We start from the raw sequence: 18,011 nt of genomic DNA, 5'->3' as shown, positions 1-18,011 counted from the left end.
GGGTCTGCGGATCGGTACCGCTGCCCTGGCCACGCGTGGTTTCGGTGACAGCGAGTTCACCGAGGTCGCCGATATCATCGGCACCGCGCTGGCGGGTGGTTCCGATGTCGAGACACTGCGTGGCCGGGTCCGCAAACTGGCAGGCGACCTGCCCCTGTACCAAGGCCTCGAAGACTGGCGCCTGCTGGGCTGAGCCTTTCTCCGACGACGCGTCCACGACGGTTACCGCCGAACCGTGGGCGCGTCGTCGTGTTCGGGGTCCGGCCGCGGAGCGGGGAATTGCGCGGTGCCGGGTGTGTCGATCCTGTCGCCGACGCGTCGCTGTGTTCGCGACCGCTCGTACGGAGTTGCCAGGAAGTGGGCCGAAAACCAAAACATTCGGGTGTAAAGCGCGACGTTGATCACTGGATGGGCTTGTGGCCGGTCTGGTCGGCGATCAGGGTCGGGTAATCGCGCAGGTCGATATCGTTGGCGCCCTTGTCGCCGAATCTGATCATCAGTCCGAACAACGGTGAGTTGAGGAACCAGTCGCGGACTCGGATACCGAAACGGGTCTTCGGCGCGAGGAATCGACCGGGATTGCTGGCACCCGCGATCTGGTTGTAGCGGCGCATGATCTCGTCGTAGCGGGGGTAGGCGGCGGTGTGATCGCCGTCGGCGAGGGCGAGTTCGCCCGCGAGGACGTAGGCGCCGACGACGGCGAGCCCGGTACCGAAACCGGCCAGGGTATTGCCGTACCCCGCATCACCGACCAGGGCGATCCGTCCGCGCACGCAGGACGGCATCTTCACCACGCTCAGGGAATCCAGGTAGAAGGTCGCGGCGTCGTCCAGTTCCGACAGCATGCGTGGCACCTCCCAGCCGATATCGGCGAAGGTCTCCCGCACGATGCGGCGCTGCGCCTGCTCGTCGTCGCGGGAGTAGTCCAGTTCGGGTGCGGCGAACATGTACATCTGTTCGGCCTTCGGGCCGCCGTCGACCGCCAGCTTTCCCGGCGCGTTGTGGGCGTAGGCCACGTCTCGTCGTGGGCCGTCCGTGCGTCGGGGCCGCGTACTCGAATCGGCGAGGCAGTAGTAGTAGCCGCGATGGTGGACGTAGTCGCGTTCGGGTCCGAAGGACAGTGCGCGCACCCGCGAGTGCACGCCGTCGGCGCCGAAGACCAGATCGAAGGTGCGCGCCGGTGCGTGCTCGAATTCCACCCGCACACCGTCGGCGGTTTCGGTGAGCGCGCTGATCGAGTCGCCGAACAGGTAGGTGCAGCGCTCGGCCGTGTGCTCGTACATGATCGCGGCCAGATCGCCGCGCAGGATCTCCACATCGCCGCCGGTGAAATCGCCGGAGATGAGGGCGCGACGGGTGCCTTCGGCGTCCACCAGCACCATGTCCGCGCCGCCGGTCTGCCGTTCGCGGACGGCGTCGAGGATGCCCATCCGTTCGAGCACCTCCAGGTGGGTGGCGCCCTTGAAGTCGACGGCCTGGCCGCCGGGGCGCAGCTTGGGTGCGCGTTCGACGACGGTGACATCGAAGCCGTAGTGGTCGAGCCAGTAGGCGAGCGCGGGACCGGCGATGCTCGCGCCGGAGATGAGGACGGTCGTGTTTCGCATGATCACTCCAAGAGTCGATAACTGTGTCCGGTGGAATCTGTTTCTGTGGGACGCAGATCAGCGTATGGTAGACACAGTTTCAGGTCAACCCATTTCTGGAAGGACAATCGCGATGCCCGCTCCGACCGTCGTCGAGCTGCTGTGGGGTACGGGCCGCCCGGCCAAGCGCGGGCCGAAGCCGTCACTGTCGCTGGAGGCGATCGTGGGCGCGGCCGTCGAACTGGCCGATGCCGAAGGGATGGGCGGGGTGTCCATGCAGCGGGTGGCCGAGCGGCTCGGCTACACCAAGATGTCGCTGTACCGCTATGTGCCCGGCAAGGCCGAGCTGGCCGCGCTGATGCTGGAGCAGGCGCTCGGTACGCCACCGGATCTCACTGCGGCACAGCCGGTTTCCGGAGAATCACCGTGGCGCGCCGGGCTCCGCACCTGGACCGAGGAGATCTTCCGGCGCTATCGCGCGCATCCATGGTCGCTGGAACTGTCCGCCGGTATCCGGCCGATGGGACCGCACGAACTCGGCTGGCTGGAGGCGGCCCTGTCGGCGATGGCGGGAATCGGGCTCACCGGGCCGGAACGGCTGGACACCGTCGTCGTGCTGAATGGTCATGTCCGCAGCCTGGCGCAGCAGGCGGGGGGCGTCGGGAGCGACGGTATCGAGGAACAGTTGCTGCGTCAGATGGCAGAGGTGATGGCAGCGGCGGGAGAGCGTTATCCCGAGGTCACCGTCGCGTTGGCGGAACAGGCCGGCGGCGCATCGGCCCGAGACGACGCCTTGACCTTCGGCGTAGACCGCATCCTCGACGGCCTGGAAGCGCTCGTCGACCGTCGCCGGTCCCGTACGTAGGCCGCCTCTGCCGGTGGTGTGGTGCCTGCCGACCTGTTCCGCGATCCGCCGTATGCAGCGCACCGAGCGCGCGAGACCAGCTCGGCGCCCCATCGAGACCTCACGTCCCCGGCAGCTGTATCCCCTTCTCCGCCGCCAGCCGGGTCAGCTTCTCCACTTCATCGATCGCCACAGCAACGTAGGTGTGCAGCCCGTCGTCGTCGTGCCGCAGCAGATACTCGTAGTCACCATCGGTGAGCAGGTCGTCGGCGGCGTCGTAGAAATGCCACCGCACCCGCACCCGGACGATGCGCTCGGTCAGATCGACCTGCTCGAGCAGGGTGTGATCGACGCGGGCCAGCCCGAGCTGTTGATAGAACGGATAGGACTGCGACAGTCCTCGCGCCATCTCGGTCCGTGACGGCAGCGACCCGACGAAGGCGTCGCTGAGGATGGTGCCCGGCATACCCCACAGTGCCGCGGAACGTTCGGCGTCGTATGCCGACAACGCGGCCTGGTATTCGTCCAGAAACGACTCGATCTCATCCCGAGTGGTCATACGGCCAAAGTATCGCTGGGCAGTCGCTACGAGTGATTCAACCCGCCGGACGGCTGATCCATCGGGCCGGGCGAGGTCGGTCGATCACTGCGGAACCCACCGAATCTCGGCTTCGGCCGTGGGGTGTGCTCGTCGAGTAGTCTGCTGATGGCTTGTGACATGGTGAGACTCTCTGCATCGGCCAGGCGGCGTAGGCGGTCTCTGGTCGCCGTCGAAACCCTGATGGTCGCGCCAGTCATGCCCACCAGTATGCCTGTGGTGGTCTTGTCTCATCATCGCCCTGCGGAACCGGCTGCCTGCCGCGGTTGTGCGGCCTACCCTCGATTCATGAGCGAAATCGAGCTGGAGCAGGACTCGATCACCACGGTGCGTGAGTTCTTCGCGGCGCTGGAGCTGGGCGCGGTGGGCGAGGCGCTGGAACTGTTGCATCCCGACATCGTCTGGAAGAACACCTCGCTGCCCGATGTGCGCGGTGAACGTCGGGTGGCGGGCATTCTGCGCGGGCTCAACCGGGAGCAGTTCGGATTCGCCGCCGAGATGCACCACATCGCCGCCGATGGGTCCATCGTGCTCACCGACCGCACCGACATCCTGCGCGTCGGCCCGTTGCGCATCAGGTTCTGGGTCACCGGCACCTTCGAACTGCGCGACGGGCGGATCATCCTGTGGCACGACCATTTCAGCTGGGAGAACTTCCTGCGCGGTGTGGTCGTCGGAGTGTTCAGGGCGGTGTTCTCCCGCGGCTGACCACCGCCCGCCCAGCCGTCACGGGCTGCGATCGCCCTCATATCCCGCGCCCATGAGCGCGCGGACACCGGGTGCGGTCGAGGTGCGCACGAACGCGCAGTCGGCGAGCCGGTCCGTATCGCCGAGGCGCACGCTCAGCCGCACCGACGGCTCGAGCCGGTACGGGCGCGATTCGATGATCGAGCCGAGCACGCGACGCAGGCGCGACAGCTCGGCGCGCACGGCCACGGCATGGTCGGGATCACCGTAGATCGCGCGACTCAATTCGGCGACGGTCAGCCCTCGGCTCCCGCGCAGATGCAGTAGCAGCAGAATCTCCGCGTGCCGCACCGACAGCGCACTGCGCCAATCGGATTCGCCACCGACCGCGGTGACGACCGGTGCGCCCGACAGGTCGAGTTCCAGCCGGATGCCCGACCCGCCACCCGCGCCGAGCGGTCGCACCAACCATCCGCCGCGCAGCGGTTCGGCCGAGCAGATACCGAGTCCGGGGACGTGCACCGCGCGTTCGGCATTCGGGATGGCGATGCGCTGGGTCGTCGCGATACCGGTGGCATGGGCGACCCAGCCGTGTTCGTCGACCAGCAGCGCCGGGCCGCGCACCGTGGACAGTCCGGGCATGGCGGTGGTGCGCAGTCGTTCCAGTCGCTCCTGTTGCAGTCGGGCGATCTGGCCTTCGGCCAGCCGAGCGCCCGCACCGACCAGCGCCGTGATCGCCGGGTGCAGGGTCAGGGCGGGCCCGCTCACATCGACCACGCCGAGTAGTTCACCGGTGCGCGGATCGTGGATCGGCGCCGCCGTGCAATACCAGGGATGCTGGGACTGCTCGAAATGCTCGCCCGAGAACAGTTGCACCGGAGCGGCTTCCGCGAGCGCGGTGCCGATGGCGTTCGTGCCGACCACCGATTCGGTCCAGGTGGCGCCCTCCTGGAATCCGAGGCTGTCGGCGCGATGACGTACCCGCGGCGACCCCGCGCGCCACAGCACCACCCCATCGGCATCGGTGACCACCATGATCAGCTGCGAAGCGTCGGCCACACCGGCGACCACCTGGGTCAGCTCGCCGATCACGCCCGCGAGCGGGGACGACCGGCGCCTGCGCTCCACATCCTCGAGACCGAGCACGGTGCGGGCATTGGCCTGATCGGGCACCAGTCCGGCGGCGAGCACCCGCGACCAGGATTTGGCGACCAGCGTTCGCGGTCGCAACGGAGAGCGTCCGCCGCCGATCACGGCGTCGTGCATGCGCACCAGGTCGCGGGCGTACCGGGGCAGATCGGTCCCCGGTTCGATCGCGCCGAATTCGCCCACGACATCCATCCTGATTCCGTTCGGTGCGGCGTATCGGTGCCATCCACCCGGCCGCGCCGCCTGCACACCGATGTTGCAACGCCTTGCAACGATTGTGACACCGCTTCGGGTGACGTGTGCTGTGGGTCACAGATCTGCTGGAGAAGGAGAATCCGATGACCACGACACTGGAGCCGACGTCCGGCACGCAGACACCACAGCAACGGGTGGACGCCTGGCTGCGGGATTTCGAGACAGCGCTGGCCGATCGTGATGTGGCCGCGGCGGCGAGCATGTTCGCCCTCGACGGCTTCTGGCGCGACCTGATCGCCTTCACCTGGAACATCAAGACCCTGGAAGGCCGCGACGATATCGCCGATATGCTGCGCTCCCGCCTCGACGGCACCGATCCCGGCAATTTCCACACCACCGAGCCACCCACCGAGGACGGCGGTGTGGTGACGGCGTGGATCGGCTTCGAGACCGCCTCCGGCCGCGCGGTGGGACATCTGCGGCTCAACGACGAGGGCGCCTGGACCCTGCTCACCAGCCTGCGGGAACTGAAAGGACATGAGGAGAGCAAGGGCACGCGACGCCCCCGCGGCGTGGTGCACGGCGCCGATCCCGACCGGGTGAGCTGGTCCGAACGTCGTGCGAACGAAGAACGTGAACTCGGCAGCACCCGCCAGCCCTATGTCCTGGTCGTCGGCGGCGGCCAAGGCGGTATCGCACTGGGTGCGCGATTACGGCAGCTCGGTGTGCCCGCACTGGTGGTCGACAAGCACGAACGGCCCGGCGACCAGTGGCGTAAACGGTACAAGTCGCTGTGTCTGCACGATCCGGTCTGGTACGACCACCTGCCGTATCTGCCGTTCCCGGACAACTGGCCGGTGTTCACCCCCAAGGACAAGATCGGCGACTGGCTCGAGATGTACACCAGGATCATGGAGGTGCCGTACTGGTCGAACACCACCTGCACGTCGGCGACCTACGACGAGATCTCGGGCGAATGGGAAGTCGATGTGGTGCGCGACGGCAAGGCCATCGAACTGCGACCGGCGCAGCTGGTGCTGGCCACGGGCATGTCCGGTAAACCGAATGTGCCGAATTTTCCTGGCATGGAACGCTTCCGGGGCGAACAGCATCATTCGAGCAAGCATCCCGGTCCCGACGCCTATGCGGGCAAACGTGCGGTGATCATCGGCTCCAACAACTCCGCGCACGATATCTGCGGTGCGCTCTGGGAGGTGGGCGCACGGGTGACGATGGTGCAGCGCAGTTCGACCCATATCGTGCGTTCGGATTCGCTGATGGATCTCGGACTCGGCGATCTGTATTCCGAACGTGCCCTCGCCGCGGGGATGACCACCGATAAAGCCGATCTGGCCTTCGCCTCGCTGCCGTATCGGATCATGCCGCAGTTCCAGGTGCCGGTGTACGAGGCCATCCGCGCCCGCGATGCCGAATTCTACGATCGACTCGAACGCGCTGGCTTCCAACTCGATTGGGGCGATGACGGTTCCGGGCTGTTCATGAAGTACCTGCGCCGCGGTTCCGGCTACTACATCGACGTGGGCGCCTCGGAATTGATCGCCGACGGCAAGATCGCGCTCGCCCACGGTGAGGTCCGCGAACTCACCGAGGACGCCGTGGTTCTCGACGACGGCACCGAACTGCCCGCCGACCTGGTCGTCTACGCCACCGGCTACGGCTCGATGAACGGCTGGGCCGCGGATCTGATCGGCCAGGACGTCGCCGACAAGGTCGGCAAGTGCTGGGGTTACGGTTCGGGCACCACCAAGGACCCTGGACCGTGGGAGGGCGAGCTGCGCAATATGTGGAAGCCGACCCGACAGGAAGGTCTCTGGTTCCACGGCGGCAACCTGCACCAATCCCGGCACTATTCGCTGTATCTCGCCTTGCAGCTCAAAGCGCGATACGAGGGGATTGCGACGCCGGTGTACGGGATGGGTCCGGTGCACCATCTGAGCTGAGGTCACTCGACGATGCCGCACCGATCGACGGATCGGTGCGGCATGATGGAGGTAGTCGACACTGTGACCAGGAAGACACCGCGTAGATGGCGCAACGCAGCACGCTCGCCGAGCAGCGAGCCACGCTGGAGAAGGAATGGGCCCGCTGGGTACCGGACGGGTCGCATCCCGCGCTGCCACGGGTCTCCGCATCCGGGCTGCGCAGTGAGGTCGCCCAATCCTGGATGCGTTCGGTGCGCACCGTCGACCCCGCCCGCGCCAGCGCACCTGCGGTCGATTCCGCCGATATCGGATCCCGCTGGGCGCAGTCCCCGCTGCGCGAACCGGTCACCCAGCTCGCCGAACAATTGCACGATGTCGCGCACGACGCGGGCTACGTCGCCGCCGTCACCGACGAAACCGGCACCATCCTGTGGTCGTTCGGCGGGACGGTCATGCGCCGCCGCGCCGAACAGGTCAATTTTGCGCCCGGCGGCCGCTGGGACGAACGGCATATGGGCACCAACGCGCTTTCACTGGCCATGCGCACCGGTAAACCGAGCACCGTGTTCTCGGCCGAACATCTGGTCGCCGCACTGCACGGCTGGGTCTGCTATTGCGCGCCCATCCGCGCCGCCGACGGACGTCAGCTCGGGGTGCTCGATCTGTCCTCCACCTGGGATCGCTCCCATCCGCTCGCCATGTCGACGGTGCAGTCGCTGGTCATGGCGGTCGAGGCGCGGTTACAGGCGAGCGCGTCCGCCGTCCGTCCCGGTGTGCGGCTCACCTGCCTCGGCGGGGCCGGTCTGGTGCGTGAGGGCCGAGCGGTGCGGCTGCGGCCACGTCAGCTGGAGATCCTGGCGCTGCTGGCGCTCGAACCCGCCGGATTCACTCCCGAACGGCTGCACTACGCCATCTACGGTGACCGCCCCGCCACCTCCAGCACCCTCAAAGCCGATGTCTCACATCTGCGCCGGGCCACCGGCGGTGAGATCGCCAACCGCGTCTACCAGCTGACCACCCCGCTGTCCTGCGATGCCGTCGACCTGCTCACCGCGCTCGAGACCGGCGATACCGCCGCCGCGGTGCGGTTGTATCGCGGACCGCTGCTGCCCGGCTCCGAGACGCCGGGAATCGTCGAATGGCGTGAACATCTCGAGGTCGCGGTCCGCACCGCGGTGCTGTCGGACGACGATCCCGACAACGCCCTGCGCTACGGCGAGCGGGCGCCCGACGATATCGAGATCCACGAGCACGCATTGGTTCTGCTGCCGGTCAACGATGCCCGCCGCGCCGTCGCCGCGGCCAGACTGCATACGGCGCTCCGCTCCTGAATCCCTCTGACCTGCGGGGTCGGCGTGTCGGTGCGGTAGTCAACCTTCTGCCAACCCATGATCGCGATAGTGGCCCACATCACGAACGGTTGCTCGTGCTATCCCGCCGACTCGATGAGGAGCATGCGTCATGACCTACGCGAAACCAGGTGCCGACGGCAGCATCGTCAGCTACGCCGCCCGCTATGACAATTTCATCGGCGGCGATTGGACAGCACCGGTCGAGGGGCAGTACTTCGAGAATCCGTCCCCAGTCGACGGCCAGACCTTCACCGAGGTGGCGCGCTCGACCGCCCCCGATATCGACCTCGCCCTCGATGCCGCGCACACCGCCGCCGACGGCTGGGGCGCCACCTCGGCCGCCGAACGCGCCACTATCCTCAACAAGATCGCCGACCGCATCGAGGACAACCTCGAGGCCCTCGCCGTCGCCGAGACCTGGGAGAACGGCAAGCCGGTCCGCGAGACCAAGGCCGCCGATCTGCCGCTGGCCGTCGATCACTTCCGCTATTTCGCCGGTGCCATCCGCGCGCAGGAGGGTGGTATCAGCGAGATCGATGGCGACACCATCGCCTACCACTTCCAGGAGCCGCTCGGCGTGGTCGGCCAGATCATCCCCTGGAACTTCCCGATCCTGATGGCCACCTGGAAGCTGGCGCCCGCATTGGCGGCGGGCAATGCGGTGGTGCTCAAGCCCGCCGAGCAGACCCCGGCCTCGATCCTGAAGGTGGTGGAGCTGATCGCGGATCTGCTGCCGCCGGGAGTCCTCAACGTGGTCAACGGTTTCGGTGTCGAGGCGGGTAAGCCGCTGGCGTCGAGCCCGCGGGTGGCGAAGGTGGCGTTCACCGGTGAGACGACCACCGGTCGGCTGATCATGCAGTACGCCAGCGAGAACATCATTCCGGTGACCTTGGAACTCGGCGGTAAGAGCCCCAATATCTTCCTGCCCGACATCATGGCCGCCGATGACGAATTCCTGGACAAGGCCGTCGAGGGTTTCGTGATGTTCGCGCTCAACCAGGGCGAGGTGTGCACCTGTCCGTCGCGTGCGCTGATCCATTCGTCCATCTACGACGAATTCATGGCGCGGTGTGTGGAACGCACCAAGGCCATCATCAGCGGTAATCCGCTCGATGACGCGACCATGATCGGTGCCCAGGCCAGCAATGACCAGTACGAGAAGATCCTGTCCTATATCGATATCGGCCGTAAGGAGGGCGCCGAGGTGCTCACCGGCGGCGGGCCGCGCAAGGTCGACGAATTCCCCGACGGGTTCTACATCGAGCCGACGATCTTCAAGGGCAGCAACGATATGCGGATCTTCCAGGAGGAGATCTTCGGCCCGGTCGTCTCGGTCACCACCTTCGATTCCACCGATGAGGCCTTGAAACTCGCCAACGACACTCTCTACGGTCTCGGCGCCGGGGTCTGGACCCGCGATATGAACACCGCCTACCGGCTCGGCCGCGGTATCAAGGCGGGCCGGGTGTGGACCAACTGCTACCACGCCTATCCGGCGCACGCGGCCTTCGGCGGCTACAAGAAGTCCGGTATCGGGCGCGAGAACCACGCCATGATGCTCGATCACTACCAGCAGACCAAGAACCTGCTGGTGAGCTACGCACCGAATAAGCTCGGATTCTTCTGATGCCAGCGGACGTGCACCGCGTCGAGATCACCGAACAGGCGCGGCAGATGCTCGACAGCCTGATCCGGCGGCACGGCGCGGTCATGTTCCACCAGTCCGGCGGTTGCTGCGACGGCAGCTCCCCGATGTGTTATCCGCGCGGTGAATTCCGGGTGGGGGCCTCCGATGTCCTGCTGGGGACGATCGCCGCCGATACGCCGTTCTGGATGAGCGCCGATCAATACGAGTACTGGAAGCACACCCACCTGACCGTGGATGTGGTGCCCGGCCGCGGCAGCGGTTTCTCCCTCGAAGCGCCCGAGGGTGTCCGGTTCCTGATCCGCTCTCGTCTGCTCACCGATGAGGAGTTCACCGAACTCGAGTCCGCACCTCCGCCGAGGACCGGCGCGGATATCGAATAGCCGTGCACGGGAACGGGGTTCGCCCGCTCCGCCCGCGCACCCGAGAGATCTGCCCACCGGTGCCGCGCCGGTGGGCAGATCCGCGTTCGGCCGTCGTCAGTAGGGGATCGGCTTGTTCTCTCGTGCCCACGCCTTTTCGGCGTCGCTGCCCGCGGGTGGCGGGAACTGTCCGGCGATCTTCCACAGATCACGCGGTGACTCATAGGTGTGGAATTCCCAGTGCAGGCCGCGATCCCGGGTATAGGGGAGCATGATCGAATCGAGCCGGTCGGTGGAGCGTTTGCGGATTTCCGGGTCATCGAGGTGACGGGCGAGATGCTCGACCACGATTCGGACGGTATCGCTCGAGGCCTTACCGCCCACGTAGAAATCGGACGGCGCGATCTCCTTGAAGAGCACGACCACGTAGAACGCGGGCAGGCCGAAACTGGTGTACAGCGCGGTGATGTCGTCGGCGAAATTCTGTTTGTCCTGGTCGGAATAGGTGTCGGCAGGGTGGTAGATATGCCAGAGGGGCATGTTCGGATCCTTTCTGGATAGCGGGATGTCAGCGGCCGATGGTGAGTGCGAGGCCTTCGACGGGCCCGGCGAGCGCGGCCTTCACCCGTCGGGTGATGTCATCGACCAGGACCTCGGTATCGCCCTTCTCGACTCCGTCGAAGACGGTCGCGGCGACCTCGGCCGGGGCGATCTTGTCGACCGGAAGCCGTTTCACCATGTCGGTGTCGGCGAATGCGAGATGCACCCCGACGACCTGAGTGAGCTGGGCGGCCAATTCCTGCCGCAGTGAATTCGTCAGCGACCAGAACGCGGCCTTGGACGCGCCGTATGCGGCCGCGCCCGAGCCCCAGGACAGCACCGAATGGATATCGATCAGCGCGCCACCGCCGTTCGTCGCCAGAATCGGCGCGAACGCCTGCGCGATCCGCAGCGGTCCGAAGACATTGGTCTCGAAAGTGGTGAGTACATCACGCATCTCGGCCCTGAGCAGCGGCGCCGGGATCAGCGCGCCCGCATTGTTGACCACGATCTCGACATCGGTCGCGATCGCCGCCACGGCGGCGACGGAGTCGGGATCGGTCACCTCCAGTGCGAGCGGTTCCACGCGCGGATCCGCATCGGGTTTCGGCTCCCGCGCCGTCGCGTAGATCTTCGCCGCGCCCCGGCGCAGCAGTTCGTCCACGAATGCCTGCCCGAGCCCGCGCTGTCCGCCGGTCACCAATGCGACCGAGCCTTCGATTCTGGTCATCTCCGCCCTTTCGAGTCGTCCCCGCGGTTCGGACGTGCGCCGGATGCTTCGGGGAGGGAGCATTACCGCTCAATTTAGATTATGATCATCATCTATACGGATGCGCAAGACTATGACCATCGATCGCGCCGCCGGAGGCGCGCCGACCCGACGGAAGGAGACGAGGTGCCGCGAGCATCCCGCGAACAGGCCGAATCGCATCGCAAACAGGTGCTCGACGCAGCCGCGGCCCAGGTCCGCGAACGCGGCTCCGGTGCGATGACCGTCCCCGAGCTGATGGCCGCCGCCGGTCTGACCCACGGTGGCTTCTATCGCCATTTCCGGTCCAAAGAAGACCTGGTCACCCAGGCCTGTACGGCCGCGTACGCCGAGAAGATCGCGGAAATGGATCGCATCCGCGCCGCGGCGCCCGACGATGCGACCGCCCGCCGCACCTTCATCGAGCGCTATCTCTCACCCACCCACCGCGACACCCCCGCCAACGGCTGCGGTATCGCCGCCACCGCCGCCGACGTCTCCCGCACCGCCCCCGACAGCCCCCTGCGCCAGGCCTATCTCGACGGCATCCAGAACATGATCGCCAAGCTCGCGGAGTTCGGCGAGCAGCCGAGCGACGATCCGGAAGTTCTCGTCGAACTATCGGTCATGGCGGGCGCTCTCATGCTGTCGAGGGCCACCGGCGACGATGAGCTGTCGGGTCGAATCCTCGACGCCGCCCGCGGTTTCCTCATCGAGGGGCGCGAGTAGGCGGCGACTTGTCACCCCGGTGTGTCACAGTGAGCACGACGGTTCGTACGGGGACGGGGGAGAGATGGTCATGGGTTTCGTTCAGATCGGCGTCGTGGTCTGCGCCGTACTCGCGCGCTGGACGGCCGCCGGGTGGTTTCTGCTCATCGGAGTTCTCGCCACACTCGGATTACTTCCGCTACTGCTGCTCGGGCCGCTGATCTTCGCCGGATTCCTCGCGCCCTCGCAGGCCTGGCCCCTCCTCGTGGTGGCCGACGTCCTCCTGCTGACCAGTGCGCTCACGCTGGCCGACGGCGGCGACAACGGCCCACTCATCCCCATCCTGGACGACAAGACAGCCAATTCGAGCACCGGCGACAAGGTGCACCGCATCGGAACGATCACCGGCCTGGCCTATCTGCTCACGCTGATCGCGCTGATGGCCTGGACACTGTCCGGCTGAACGTCACGAGATTTTTCCGACCCCCTCCGCGCCGACTTCGTTGGCGGCCGATCCCCGGCGTCGTTGGCGGGGCGGGAAAGTTCGGGAGGTCTTCCACACGGGTGGGTCGGGGTTCAATTATCGATGGCCCATGGTGTGGACGTCGGTATCGAGTATCGACCCGGTGGGTTGGCGGCAGGTTGGGTCGTCCCGGTGAGTGGTACGCCGGATCGGTGCGGGCGCGCCCGGCTCAGGAATGCTGGGTGAGGTAGTCGAGGTAGAACGGGCGAAGCGCCTCGGCCAGGTCGCCGTCACCGGCGTGGATGTAATCATCGATCAGGGGCAGGACCCATTTGATGTCGGCTTCGCTCTCGCCGGTCTGGCCCGCGGTGGCCTCGGCGGCGGGGATGCGGGTGAGTAGTTTCCACAGGAATTTGATGTCGCCGCGACGCACGGCCAGCCTGACCGCGCGGTCGTGCAGTTCCTTGGACGACAGCTGCTGTAGATCCTCGTTACCGGCCATGACACGACTGTAATCCGCCTGTGCCCACGACAGGGCAGTCGTGGCGAATCTCGTGCGGATAAAAGGGTTTCTGCGTAGGAAATGGCGTTGACCTGCGCAGAAACCCCTTGTAGATCGGGCTGTTAACGACGAATTCACCGACACGCCTGTCCGTCCCCGAGCGCGCGACCCTGGTTCGGCGGTAGCGTCGTTGATGCGGGTCGCGTCGTTGTGGCTCGCGCGGGAGGTCCTGACCGTGACTGAGCCATTCAGTACGAGGGGGCCGGCACCCGGCCCTCGTGGCATCTGACGCAGCCGGCGTCGGATCCCTCAGGACGGACCGGTCCAGCGAGATTGTCTGATGCGGGTGCCGCGCAGACACAAAAGGAGCCCACCGTGACTACAACACGCTCCGTTTCCGCCCCATCGGCGAACTCTCGCACAGTGAAGAAAGGCACCAAAACCTTTGTCGTCGACACCTCGGTTCTCCTATCGGATCCCTGGTCGGTCACCCGGTTCGGCGAGCATCACGTGGTGCTCCCGCTGGTGGTGATCAGCGAACTCGAAGGCAAACGGCATCACCATGAGCTCGGCTGGTTCGCCCGCGAGGCGCTACGCATGCTCGACGATCTGCGCGTTCGGCACGGCAGGCTCGACGAGCCGCTGCCGATCGGCACCGAGGGCGGAACCTTGCAGGTGGAGCTGAACCACACCGATCCAACGGTGCTGCCGGTCGGATTCCGTACCGACACCAACGATTCCCGCATCCTGGCCTGCGCGCTCAATCTCGCCGCCGACGGCCACACCGTGGTGCTGGTATCCAAGGACATCCCGTTGCGGGTCAAGGCGAGTGCGGTGGGTCTACAGGCCGACGAATACCACGCACAGGACGTGGTGACCTCCGGCTGGTCGGGCATGGTGGAACTCGACGTCACCACCGATCGGGTGGACGAACTCTACAGCGAGGGCTCCATCGATCTGGACGAGGCACGGGAACTGCCCTGCCACACCGGAATCCGATTGCTCGGCACCAGTTCCAGCGCCTTGGGCCGGGTCACGCCGGACAAGCGGGTGCAGCTGGTCCGGGAACGGGAGGCGTTCGGGCTGCACGGTCGTTCCGCCGAACAGCGCATCGCCCTGGATCTGCTGCTGGACGAGAGCGTCGGCATCATCTCCCTCGGCGGCCGGGCCGGCACCGGTAAGTCGGCGCTGGCCCTGACGGCGGGCCTGGAAGCGGTGCTGGAACGGCGGACCCAGCGCAAGGTGGTGGTGTTCCGTCCGCTGTACGCGGTCGGCGGGCAGGAACTGGGCTATCTGCCCGGTACCGAGAGCGAGAAGATGGGTCCGTGGGCGCAGGCCGTCTTCGACACCCTCGACGGGCTGGCCAGCCGTGAGGTGATGGAGGAGGTGCTCAGCCGCGATATGTTGGAAGTGTTGCCGCTCACCCACATTCGCGGTCGCTCCCTGCACGATTCGTTCGTGATCGTCGATGAGGCACAGTCGCTGGAACGCAATGTTCTGCTGACCGTGCTGAGCAGGCTCGGCACCGGATCGCGGGTGGTGCTCACCCACGATGTGGCCCAGCGCGACAATCTGCGCGTCGGCCGCCACGACGGCGTCGCCGCGGTGATCGAGAAGCTGAAGGGGCATCCGCTGTTCGCCCACATCACCCTCACCCGCAGTGAGCGTTCCCCGATCGCCGCGCTGGTGACGGAGATGCTGGAGGAGTACGGACCCAACGCCTGATCGACGCAGTGCAGGCCCCCGGCCCGGTGCGGCCGGGGGGCTGTCGTTTCCGGCCGCCGGATGCCTCGGGTATTCCTCGCGTCGACGGCCGATCCCTGTGAGATAAGTGTCAGGCGTGGCTTCCCCACGTCGGCCGGGCGCGGCATATGGTCGGAATATGAGCGAAGAGACCGGATACCGCATCGAGCACGACACCATGGGTGAGGTCCGCGTCCCCGTAGACGCCCTGTGGCGGGCGCAGACCCAGCGGGCCGTGACGAACTTCCCGATCAGCGGCCGCGGCCTGGAACGTGCGCAGATCCGCGCGCTGGGCCTGCTCAAGGCCGCCTGCGCGAAGGTCAACCGGGACCTCGGCCTCCTGGAGGCCACCAAGGCGGACGCGATCATCGCCGCCGCCACCGAGATCGCCGAGGGTCGCCACGACGACCAGTTCCCGATCGACGTCTTCCAGACCGGTTCCGGCACCAGTTCCAATATGAACGCCAACGAGGTGATCGCCTCGATCGCCAAGGCCAAGGGCGTCGACGTGCACCCCAACGATGATGTGAACATGTCGCAGTCGTCCAACGACACCTTCCCGACCGCGACCCACCTGGCCGCGACCGAGGCCGTGATCGCGGATCTGGTGCCCGCGCTCGACCATCTGCGGCTGGCGCTGCTGGACAAATCCACCGCATGGAAGACCGTGGTCAAATCCGGCCGCACCCATCTGATGGACGCCGTTCCGGTGACCCTCGGACAGGAGTTCGGCGGCTACACCCGGCAGGTCGCGGCCGGGATCGACCGCATCATGGCGACGCTGCCGCGCCTGGGCGAGCTGTCCATCGGCGGTACCGCGGTCGGCACCGGGCTGAACGCGCCCGACGGTTTCGGCGGGCTCGTGGTCGCCGAACTGGTGCGCACGACCGGTATCGACGCACTGCGCGAGGCCGAGGATCATTTCGAGGCGCAGGCCGCGCGGGACGGGCTGGTCGAGGCCTCTGGCGCGCTGCGCACCATCGCCGTGAGCCTGACCAAGATCGCCAACGATATCCGCTGGATGGGTTCGGGCCCGCTGACCGGCCTGGCCGAACTCCAATTGCCGGATTTGCAGCCGGGCAGCTCGATCATGCCTGGCAAGGTGAATCCGGTACTGCCCGAAGCGGTCACCCAGGTGGCCGCCCAGGTGATCGGCAATGACGCGGCCGTCGCGTTCGGCGGCGCGAACGGGCATTTCGAGCTGAATGTCTACATTCCGGTGATGGCGCGCAATCTGCTCGAGTCGATTCGCCTGCTGGCCAATGTGTCCCGGCTGTTCGCCGACCGCTGTGTGCAGGGGCTGGTCGCCAATGAGGAGCATCTGCGCACCCTGGCCGAATCCTCGCCGTCCATCGTGACGCCGCTGAACTCCGCGATCGGTTACGAGGAGGCGGCCGCGGTGGCGAAGGAAGCGTTGAAGGAGAAGAAGACCATCCGCCAGACAGTGATCGATCGCGGGCTGATCGGTGACAAGCTCACCGAGGCGGAACTCGATCGTCGCCTCGATGTGTTGGCGATGGCGAAGGTGGCGGACAAGAAGTAGACCGCGCTGCGGACCCGAAACGGCCCGTTCGATGATCGATGATCATCGAACGGGCCGCTGTGCTCATTCGGAGGAGATCCCGATGAGTTCGCCGATGAAGCTGAAGAGTGCCGCTACTACGTCGAGGAACATTGCTCTCACCTTCTTTCGGTTTCCGGTTGTGCAGTCAACCGGTCAACGATATCCGGATTCGCGCTGACCAGGGGCTGAACTCGCGCGATGTCGGCCAGGGGATGGCATCGGGGTGCCCATAGCGTCGGCCATCGTGCTCGGAGCGCTGGATCAGCCGCGCAGGTGGGCGAGTTCGGCGCGCGCCGCCTCTCCGGTCTCGCCCAGGTCGGTGCGATCGAAGACGTTCCAGCGCTTCAGCAGGGGTGCGAAGACCAGTTCGCCTTCCTTGGCCGGATCGTAGATACCGGCCTCGGCCAACAGCTCATCGCTGCTGCGGCCGTCGGGGAGGATGGCGGTCGGGACGTGGAAGTCCGCGATCCGGTCGGCGATGGCGCGCATGGTCTGGTCGGGGACCTGTTCGAAGGCGGCGTCGATCAGGGCGGCGAAGAACTCGGCCTGCAATTCGTCGTCGACGGCGATGCGTTCGCTGATGGCGGTGACGATCGGGTTCTCGTTCAGCGCGGCGGTATTGCGGTGCCGGATGGCCGAGGCGGCCTCTTCGAACGCGCAGTTGGCCAGCACATCCAGCAGATGCAGCGGCGCGCGGCGGAAGCCCTTGGTCATATGGTCCATGCGCAGCCGTTCCAGCTCCACCGGATCCACCGCGCGGGTCACCATGAGGTAGTTGCGGATCATGATCTCGTGCCGGTTCTCCTCGGCCGTCCAGCGGCCGACCCACCGCCACCAGGAGCCGGTGCGCAGGTACTTGCCGATCTCACGGTGGTAGGAGGGCAGATTGTCGGCGATCAGCACGCTGACGGTCAGCGCCAGCTTGGCGACCTCGCTCAGTTCGGACTGGTCCGGTTCCCAGTCGGTGCCGCCGAGGAAGCCGAAGTTGCGCCCGTCGTCCCATGGCACGTAATCGTGCGGCTGCCAGCCGTCGGCGGCCTCGACATGGCGGCGCAGGTTCAGTTCCACCTCCACCGCGAGCGCTTCGAGCAGTTCGCGATCGGTCAAGAGAGTTTGCACCGCACCAACCTAGCCGTTGTGTGGATCACGTGGGAGAGCATGGGGGTATCGCGTCCGGGCCGGGCCCCCCCCCGCTTAGGGGGGGGTGCCCGCCCGGGTGGGCGGGGACATGTAGGGTTCCGGGGGGGAAAAAACCGTTTTATTAGCGGCTACCCCCCCGACACCTATTTTTAGCCGCCCCCCCGGGCGGCCAACCCCCGCCAATGGGGGGGTGGCCCGGCCCGGACGCGATACCCCCATGCTCTCCCACGTGATCCACACAACGG

General features: G+C 66.5%; 17 protein-coding genes and 1 pseudogene. 11 read left to right on the top strand and 7 right to left on the bottom strand.

The window, feature by feature from the left end:
- Positions 1 to 193, top strand: a pseudogene (locus tag QH168_RS00105) (serine hydroxymethyltransferase); the annotation flags it as partial.
- A 208-nt stretch (positions 194 to 401) separates the two neighbouring features.
- Here QH168_RS00105 and QH168_RS00100 read toward each other — a convergent pair.
- Positions 402 to 1,604 carry an FAD-dependent monooxygenase gene (locus tag QH168_RS00100; RefSeq protein ID WP_280232251.1) on the bottom strand — a complete coding sequence of 401 codons (1,203 nt, stop codon included), beginning with the start codon at positions 1,602 to 1,604 and terminating at the stop codon, positions 402 to 404.
- A 112-nt stretch (positions 1,605 to 1,716) separates the two neighbouring features.
- Here QH168_RS00100 and QH168_RS00095 point away from each other — a divergent pair, with 112 nt between their 5' ends.
- Positions 1,717 to 2,448 (top strand): TetR/AcrR family transcriptional regulator, encoded by a 732-nt coding sequence (locus QH168_RS00095; RefSeq protein ID WP_280232249.1) that lies wholly within the window; start codon positions 1,717 to 1,719, stop codon positions 2,446 to 2,448.
- Positions 2,449 to 2,548: 100 nt separating this feature from the next.
- Here QH168_RS00095 and QH168_RS00090 read toward each other — a convergent pair whose 3' ends face one another.
- A complete protein-coding gene (locus QH168_RS00090) occupies positions 2,549 to 2,986 on the bottom strand; it encodes a hypothetical protein (RefSeq protein ID WP_280232248.1) in 438 nt (145 codons plus the stop codon).
- A gap of 327 nt (positions 2,987 to 3,313) precedes the next feature.
- On the opposite strand from QH168_RS00090, the gene QH168_RS00085 reads away from it, so the two are divergent.
- Positions 3,314 to 3,733: a limonene-1,2-epoxide hydrolase family protein gene (locus tag QH168_RS00085; protein ID WP_280232247.1), complete on the top strand. Its 420-nt coding sequence runs from the start codon at positions 3,314 to 3,316 to the stop codon at positions 3,731 to 3,733.
- Between the two features lie 18 nt (positions 3,734 to 3,751).
- Here QH168_RS00085 and QH168_RS00080 read toward each other — a convergent pair whose 3' ends face one another.
- Entirely contained in the window at positions 3,752 to 5,044 is a 1,293-nt protein-coding gene (locus QH168_RS00080; protein WP_280232252.1) for a GAF domain-containing protein, read from the bottom strand.
- Between the two features lie 155 nt (positions 5,045 to 5,199).
- On the opposite strand from QH168_RS00080, the gene QH168_RS00075 reads away from it, so the two are divergent.
- From QH168_RS00075 to QH168_RS00060, 4 genes are all read left to right on the top strand, one after another.
- A complete protein-coding gene (locus QH168_RS00075) occupies positions 5,200 to 7,017 on the top strand; it encodes an NAD(P)/FAD-dependent oxidoreductase (protein WP_280232246.1) in 1,818 nt (605 codons plus the stop codon).
- An 86-nt stretch (positions 7,018 to 7,103) separates the two neighbouring features.
- Positions 7,104 to 8,330: a transcriptional regulator gene (locus QH168_RS00070; RefSeq protein ID WP_280232245.1), complete on the top strand. Its 1,227-nt coding sequence runs from the start codon at positions 7,104 to 7,106 to the stop codon at positions 8,328 to 8,330.
- 130 nt (positions 8,331 to 8,460) lie between these two features.
- Positions 8,461 to 9,978: an aldehyde dehydrogenase gene (gene adh, locus QH168_RS00065; protein WP_280232244.1), complete on the top strand. Its 1,518-nt coding sequence runs from the start codon at positions 8,461 to 8,463 to the stop codon at positions 9,976 to 9,978.
- Positions 9,978 to 10,379 carry a DUF779 domain-containing protein gene (locus QH168_RS00060; RefSeq protein WP_280232242.1) on the top strand — a complete coding sequence of 134 codons (402 nt, stop codon included), beginning with the start codon at positions 9,978 to 9,980 and terminating at the stop codon, positions 10,377 to 10,379. The genes adh and QH168_RS00060 overlap by 1 nt, the downstream gene beginning before the upstream one ends.
- 96 nt (positions 10,380 to 10,475) lie before the next feature.
- Here QH168_RS00060 and QH168_RS00055 read toward each other — a convergent pair whose 3' ends face one another.
- Positions 10,476 to 10,898, bottom strand: coding sequence for a tautomerase family protein (locus QH168_RS00055; RefSeq protein WP_280232241.1), 423 nt, complete (start codon positions 10,896 to 10,898; stop codon positions 10,476 to 10,478).
- A 28-nt stretch (positions 10,899 to 10,926) separates the two neighbouring features.
- Entirely contained in the window at positions 10,927 to 11,628 is a 702-nt protein-coding gene (locus tag QH168_RS00050) for an SDR family oxidoreductase (protein ID WP_280232240.1), read from the bottom strand.
- Positions 11,629 to 11,793: 165 nt separating this feature from the next.
- Here QH168_RS00050 and QH168_RS00045 point away from each other — a divergent pair, with 165 nt between their 5' ends.
- Positions 11,794 to 12,375, top strand: coding sequence for a TetR/AcrR family transcriptional regulator (locus tag QH168_RS00045; RefSeq protein WP_280232238.1), 582 nt, complete (start codon positions 11,794 to 11,796; stop codon positions 12,373 to 12,375).
- Between the two features lie 70 nt (positions 12,376 to 12,445).
- On the top strand, positions 12,446 to 12,817 hold the full coding sequence (locus QH168_RS00040) for a hypothetical protein (protein WP_280232237.1): 372 nt from the start codon (positions 12,446 to 12,448) through the stop codon (positions 12,815 to 12,817).
- Positions 12,818 to 13,046: 229 nt separating this feature from the next.
- Here QH168_RS00040 and QH168_RS00035 read toward each other — a convergent pair whose 3' ends face one another.
- The gene (locus QH168_RS00035; protein WP_280232236.1) at positions 13,047 to 13,319 is read right to left on the bottom strand and encodes a hypothetical protein; all 273 of its coding nucleotides are present in this window, start codon (positions 13,317 to 13,319) and stop codon (positions 13,047 to 13,049) included.
- Positions 13,320 to 13,694: 375 nt separating this feature from the next.
- Between QH168_RS00035 and QH168_RS00030 the strand changes: the two genes are divergently transcribed.
- Positions 13,695 to 15,044, top strand: a complete 1,350-nt coding sequence (locus QH168_RS00030) for a PhoH family protein (protein WP_432421002.1) — start codon at positions 13,695 to 13,697, stop codon at positions 15,042 to 15,044.
- Between the two features lie 157 nt (positions 15,045 to 15,201).
- Positions 15,202 to 16,605, top strand: coding sequence for a class II fumarate hydratase (locus tag QH168_RS00025; RefSeq protein ID WP_280232234.1), 1,404 nt, complete (start codon positions 15,202 to 15,204; stop codon positions 16,603 to 16,605).
- A 282-nt stretch (positions 16,606 to 16,887) separates the two neighbouring features.
- On the opposite strand, the gene QH168_RS00020 is transcribed toward QH168_RS00025, so the two are convergent.
- The gene (locus QH168_RS00020; protein WP_280232233.1) at positions 16,888 to 17,745 is read right to left on the bottom strand and encodes an acyl-ACP desaturase; all 858 of its coding nucleotides are present in this window, start codon (positions 17,743 to 17,745) and stop codon (positions 16,888 to 16,890) included.
- Between the last annotated feature and the right edge of the window lie 266 nt (positions 17,746 to 18,011).

The organism is Nocardia cyriacigeorgica, assembly GCF_029868385.1.
Taxonomy (GTDB): Bacteria; Actinomycetota; Actinomycetes; order Mycobacteriales; family Mycobacteriaceae; genus Nocardia; species Nocardia cyriacigeorgica_F.
The sequence above is the reverse complement of the archived record's forward strand: the minus strand, read 5'-3'. Positions and strand labels throughout refer to the sequence as shown.

What these genes read in the sequence shown, in the direction of transcription:
- QH168_RS00085 (WP_280232247.1), top strand. Translation starts at nt 3,314, where the DNA reads ATGAGCGAAATCGAGCTGGAGCAGGACTCGATCACCACGGTGCGTGAG.
- QH168_RS00040 (WP_280232237.1), top strand. Translation starts at nt 12,446, where the DNA reads ATGGGTTTCGTTCAGATCGGCGTCGTGGTCTGCGCCGTACTCGCGCGC.
- QH168_RS00070 (WP_280232245.1), top strand. Translation starts at nt 7,104, where the DNA reads ATGGCGCAACGCAGCACGCTCGCCGAGCAGCGAGCCACGCTGGAGAAG.
- QH168_RS00060 (WP_280232242.1), top strand. Translation starts at nt 9,978, where the DNA reads ATGCCAGCGGACGTGCACCGCGTCGAGATCACCGAACAGGCGCGGCAG.
- QH168_RS00090 (WP_280232248.1), bottom strand. Translation starts at nt 2,986, where the DNA reads ATGACCACTCGGGATGAGATCGAGTCGTTTCTGGACGAATACCAGGCC.
- QH168_RS00095 (WP_280232249.1), top strand. Translation starts at nt 1,717, where the DNA reads ATGCCCGCTCCGACCGTCGTCGAGCTGCTGTGGGGTACGGGCCGCCCG.
- QH168_RS00075 (WP_280232246.1), top strand. Translation starts at nt 5,200, where the DNA reads ATGACCACGACACTGGAGCCGACGTCCGGCACGCAGACACCACAGCAA.
- QH168_RS00100 (WP_280232251.1), bottom strand. Translation starts at nt 1,604, where the DNA reads ATGCGAAACACGACCGTCCTCATCTCCGGCGCGAGCATCGCCGGTCCC.
- adh (WP_280232244.1), top strand. Translation starts at nt 8,461, where the DNA reads ATGACCTACGCGAAACCAGGTGCCGACGGCAGCATCGTCAGCTACGCC.
- QH168_RS00050 (WP_280232240.1), bottom strand. Translation starts at nt 11,628, where the DNA reads ATGACCAGAATCGAAGGCTCGGTCGCATTGGTGACCGGCGGACAGCGC.
- QH168_RS00035 (WP_280232236.1), bottom strand. Translation starts at nt 13,319, where the DNA reads ATGGCCGGTAACGAGGATCTACAGCAGCTGTCGTCCAAGGAACTGCAC.
- QH168_RS00055 (WP_280232241.1), bottom strand. Translation starts at nt 10,898, where the DNA reads ATGCCCCTCTGGCATATCTACCACCCTGCCGACACCTATTCCGACCAG.
- QH168_RS00025 (WP_280232234.1), top strand. Translation starts at nt 15,202, where the DNA reads ATGAGCGAAGAGACCGGATACCGCATCGAGCACGACACCATGGGTGAG.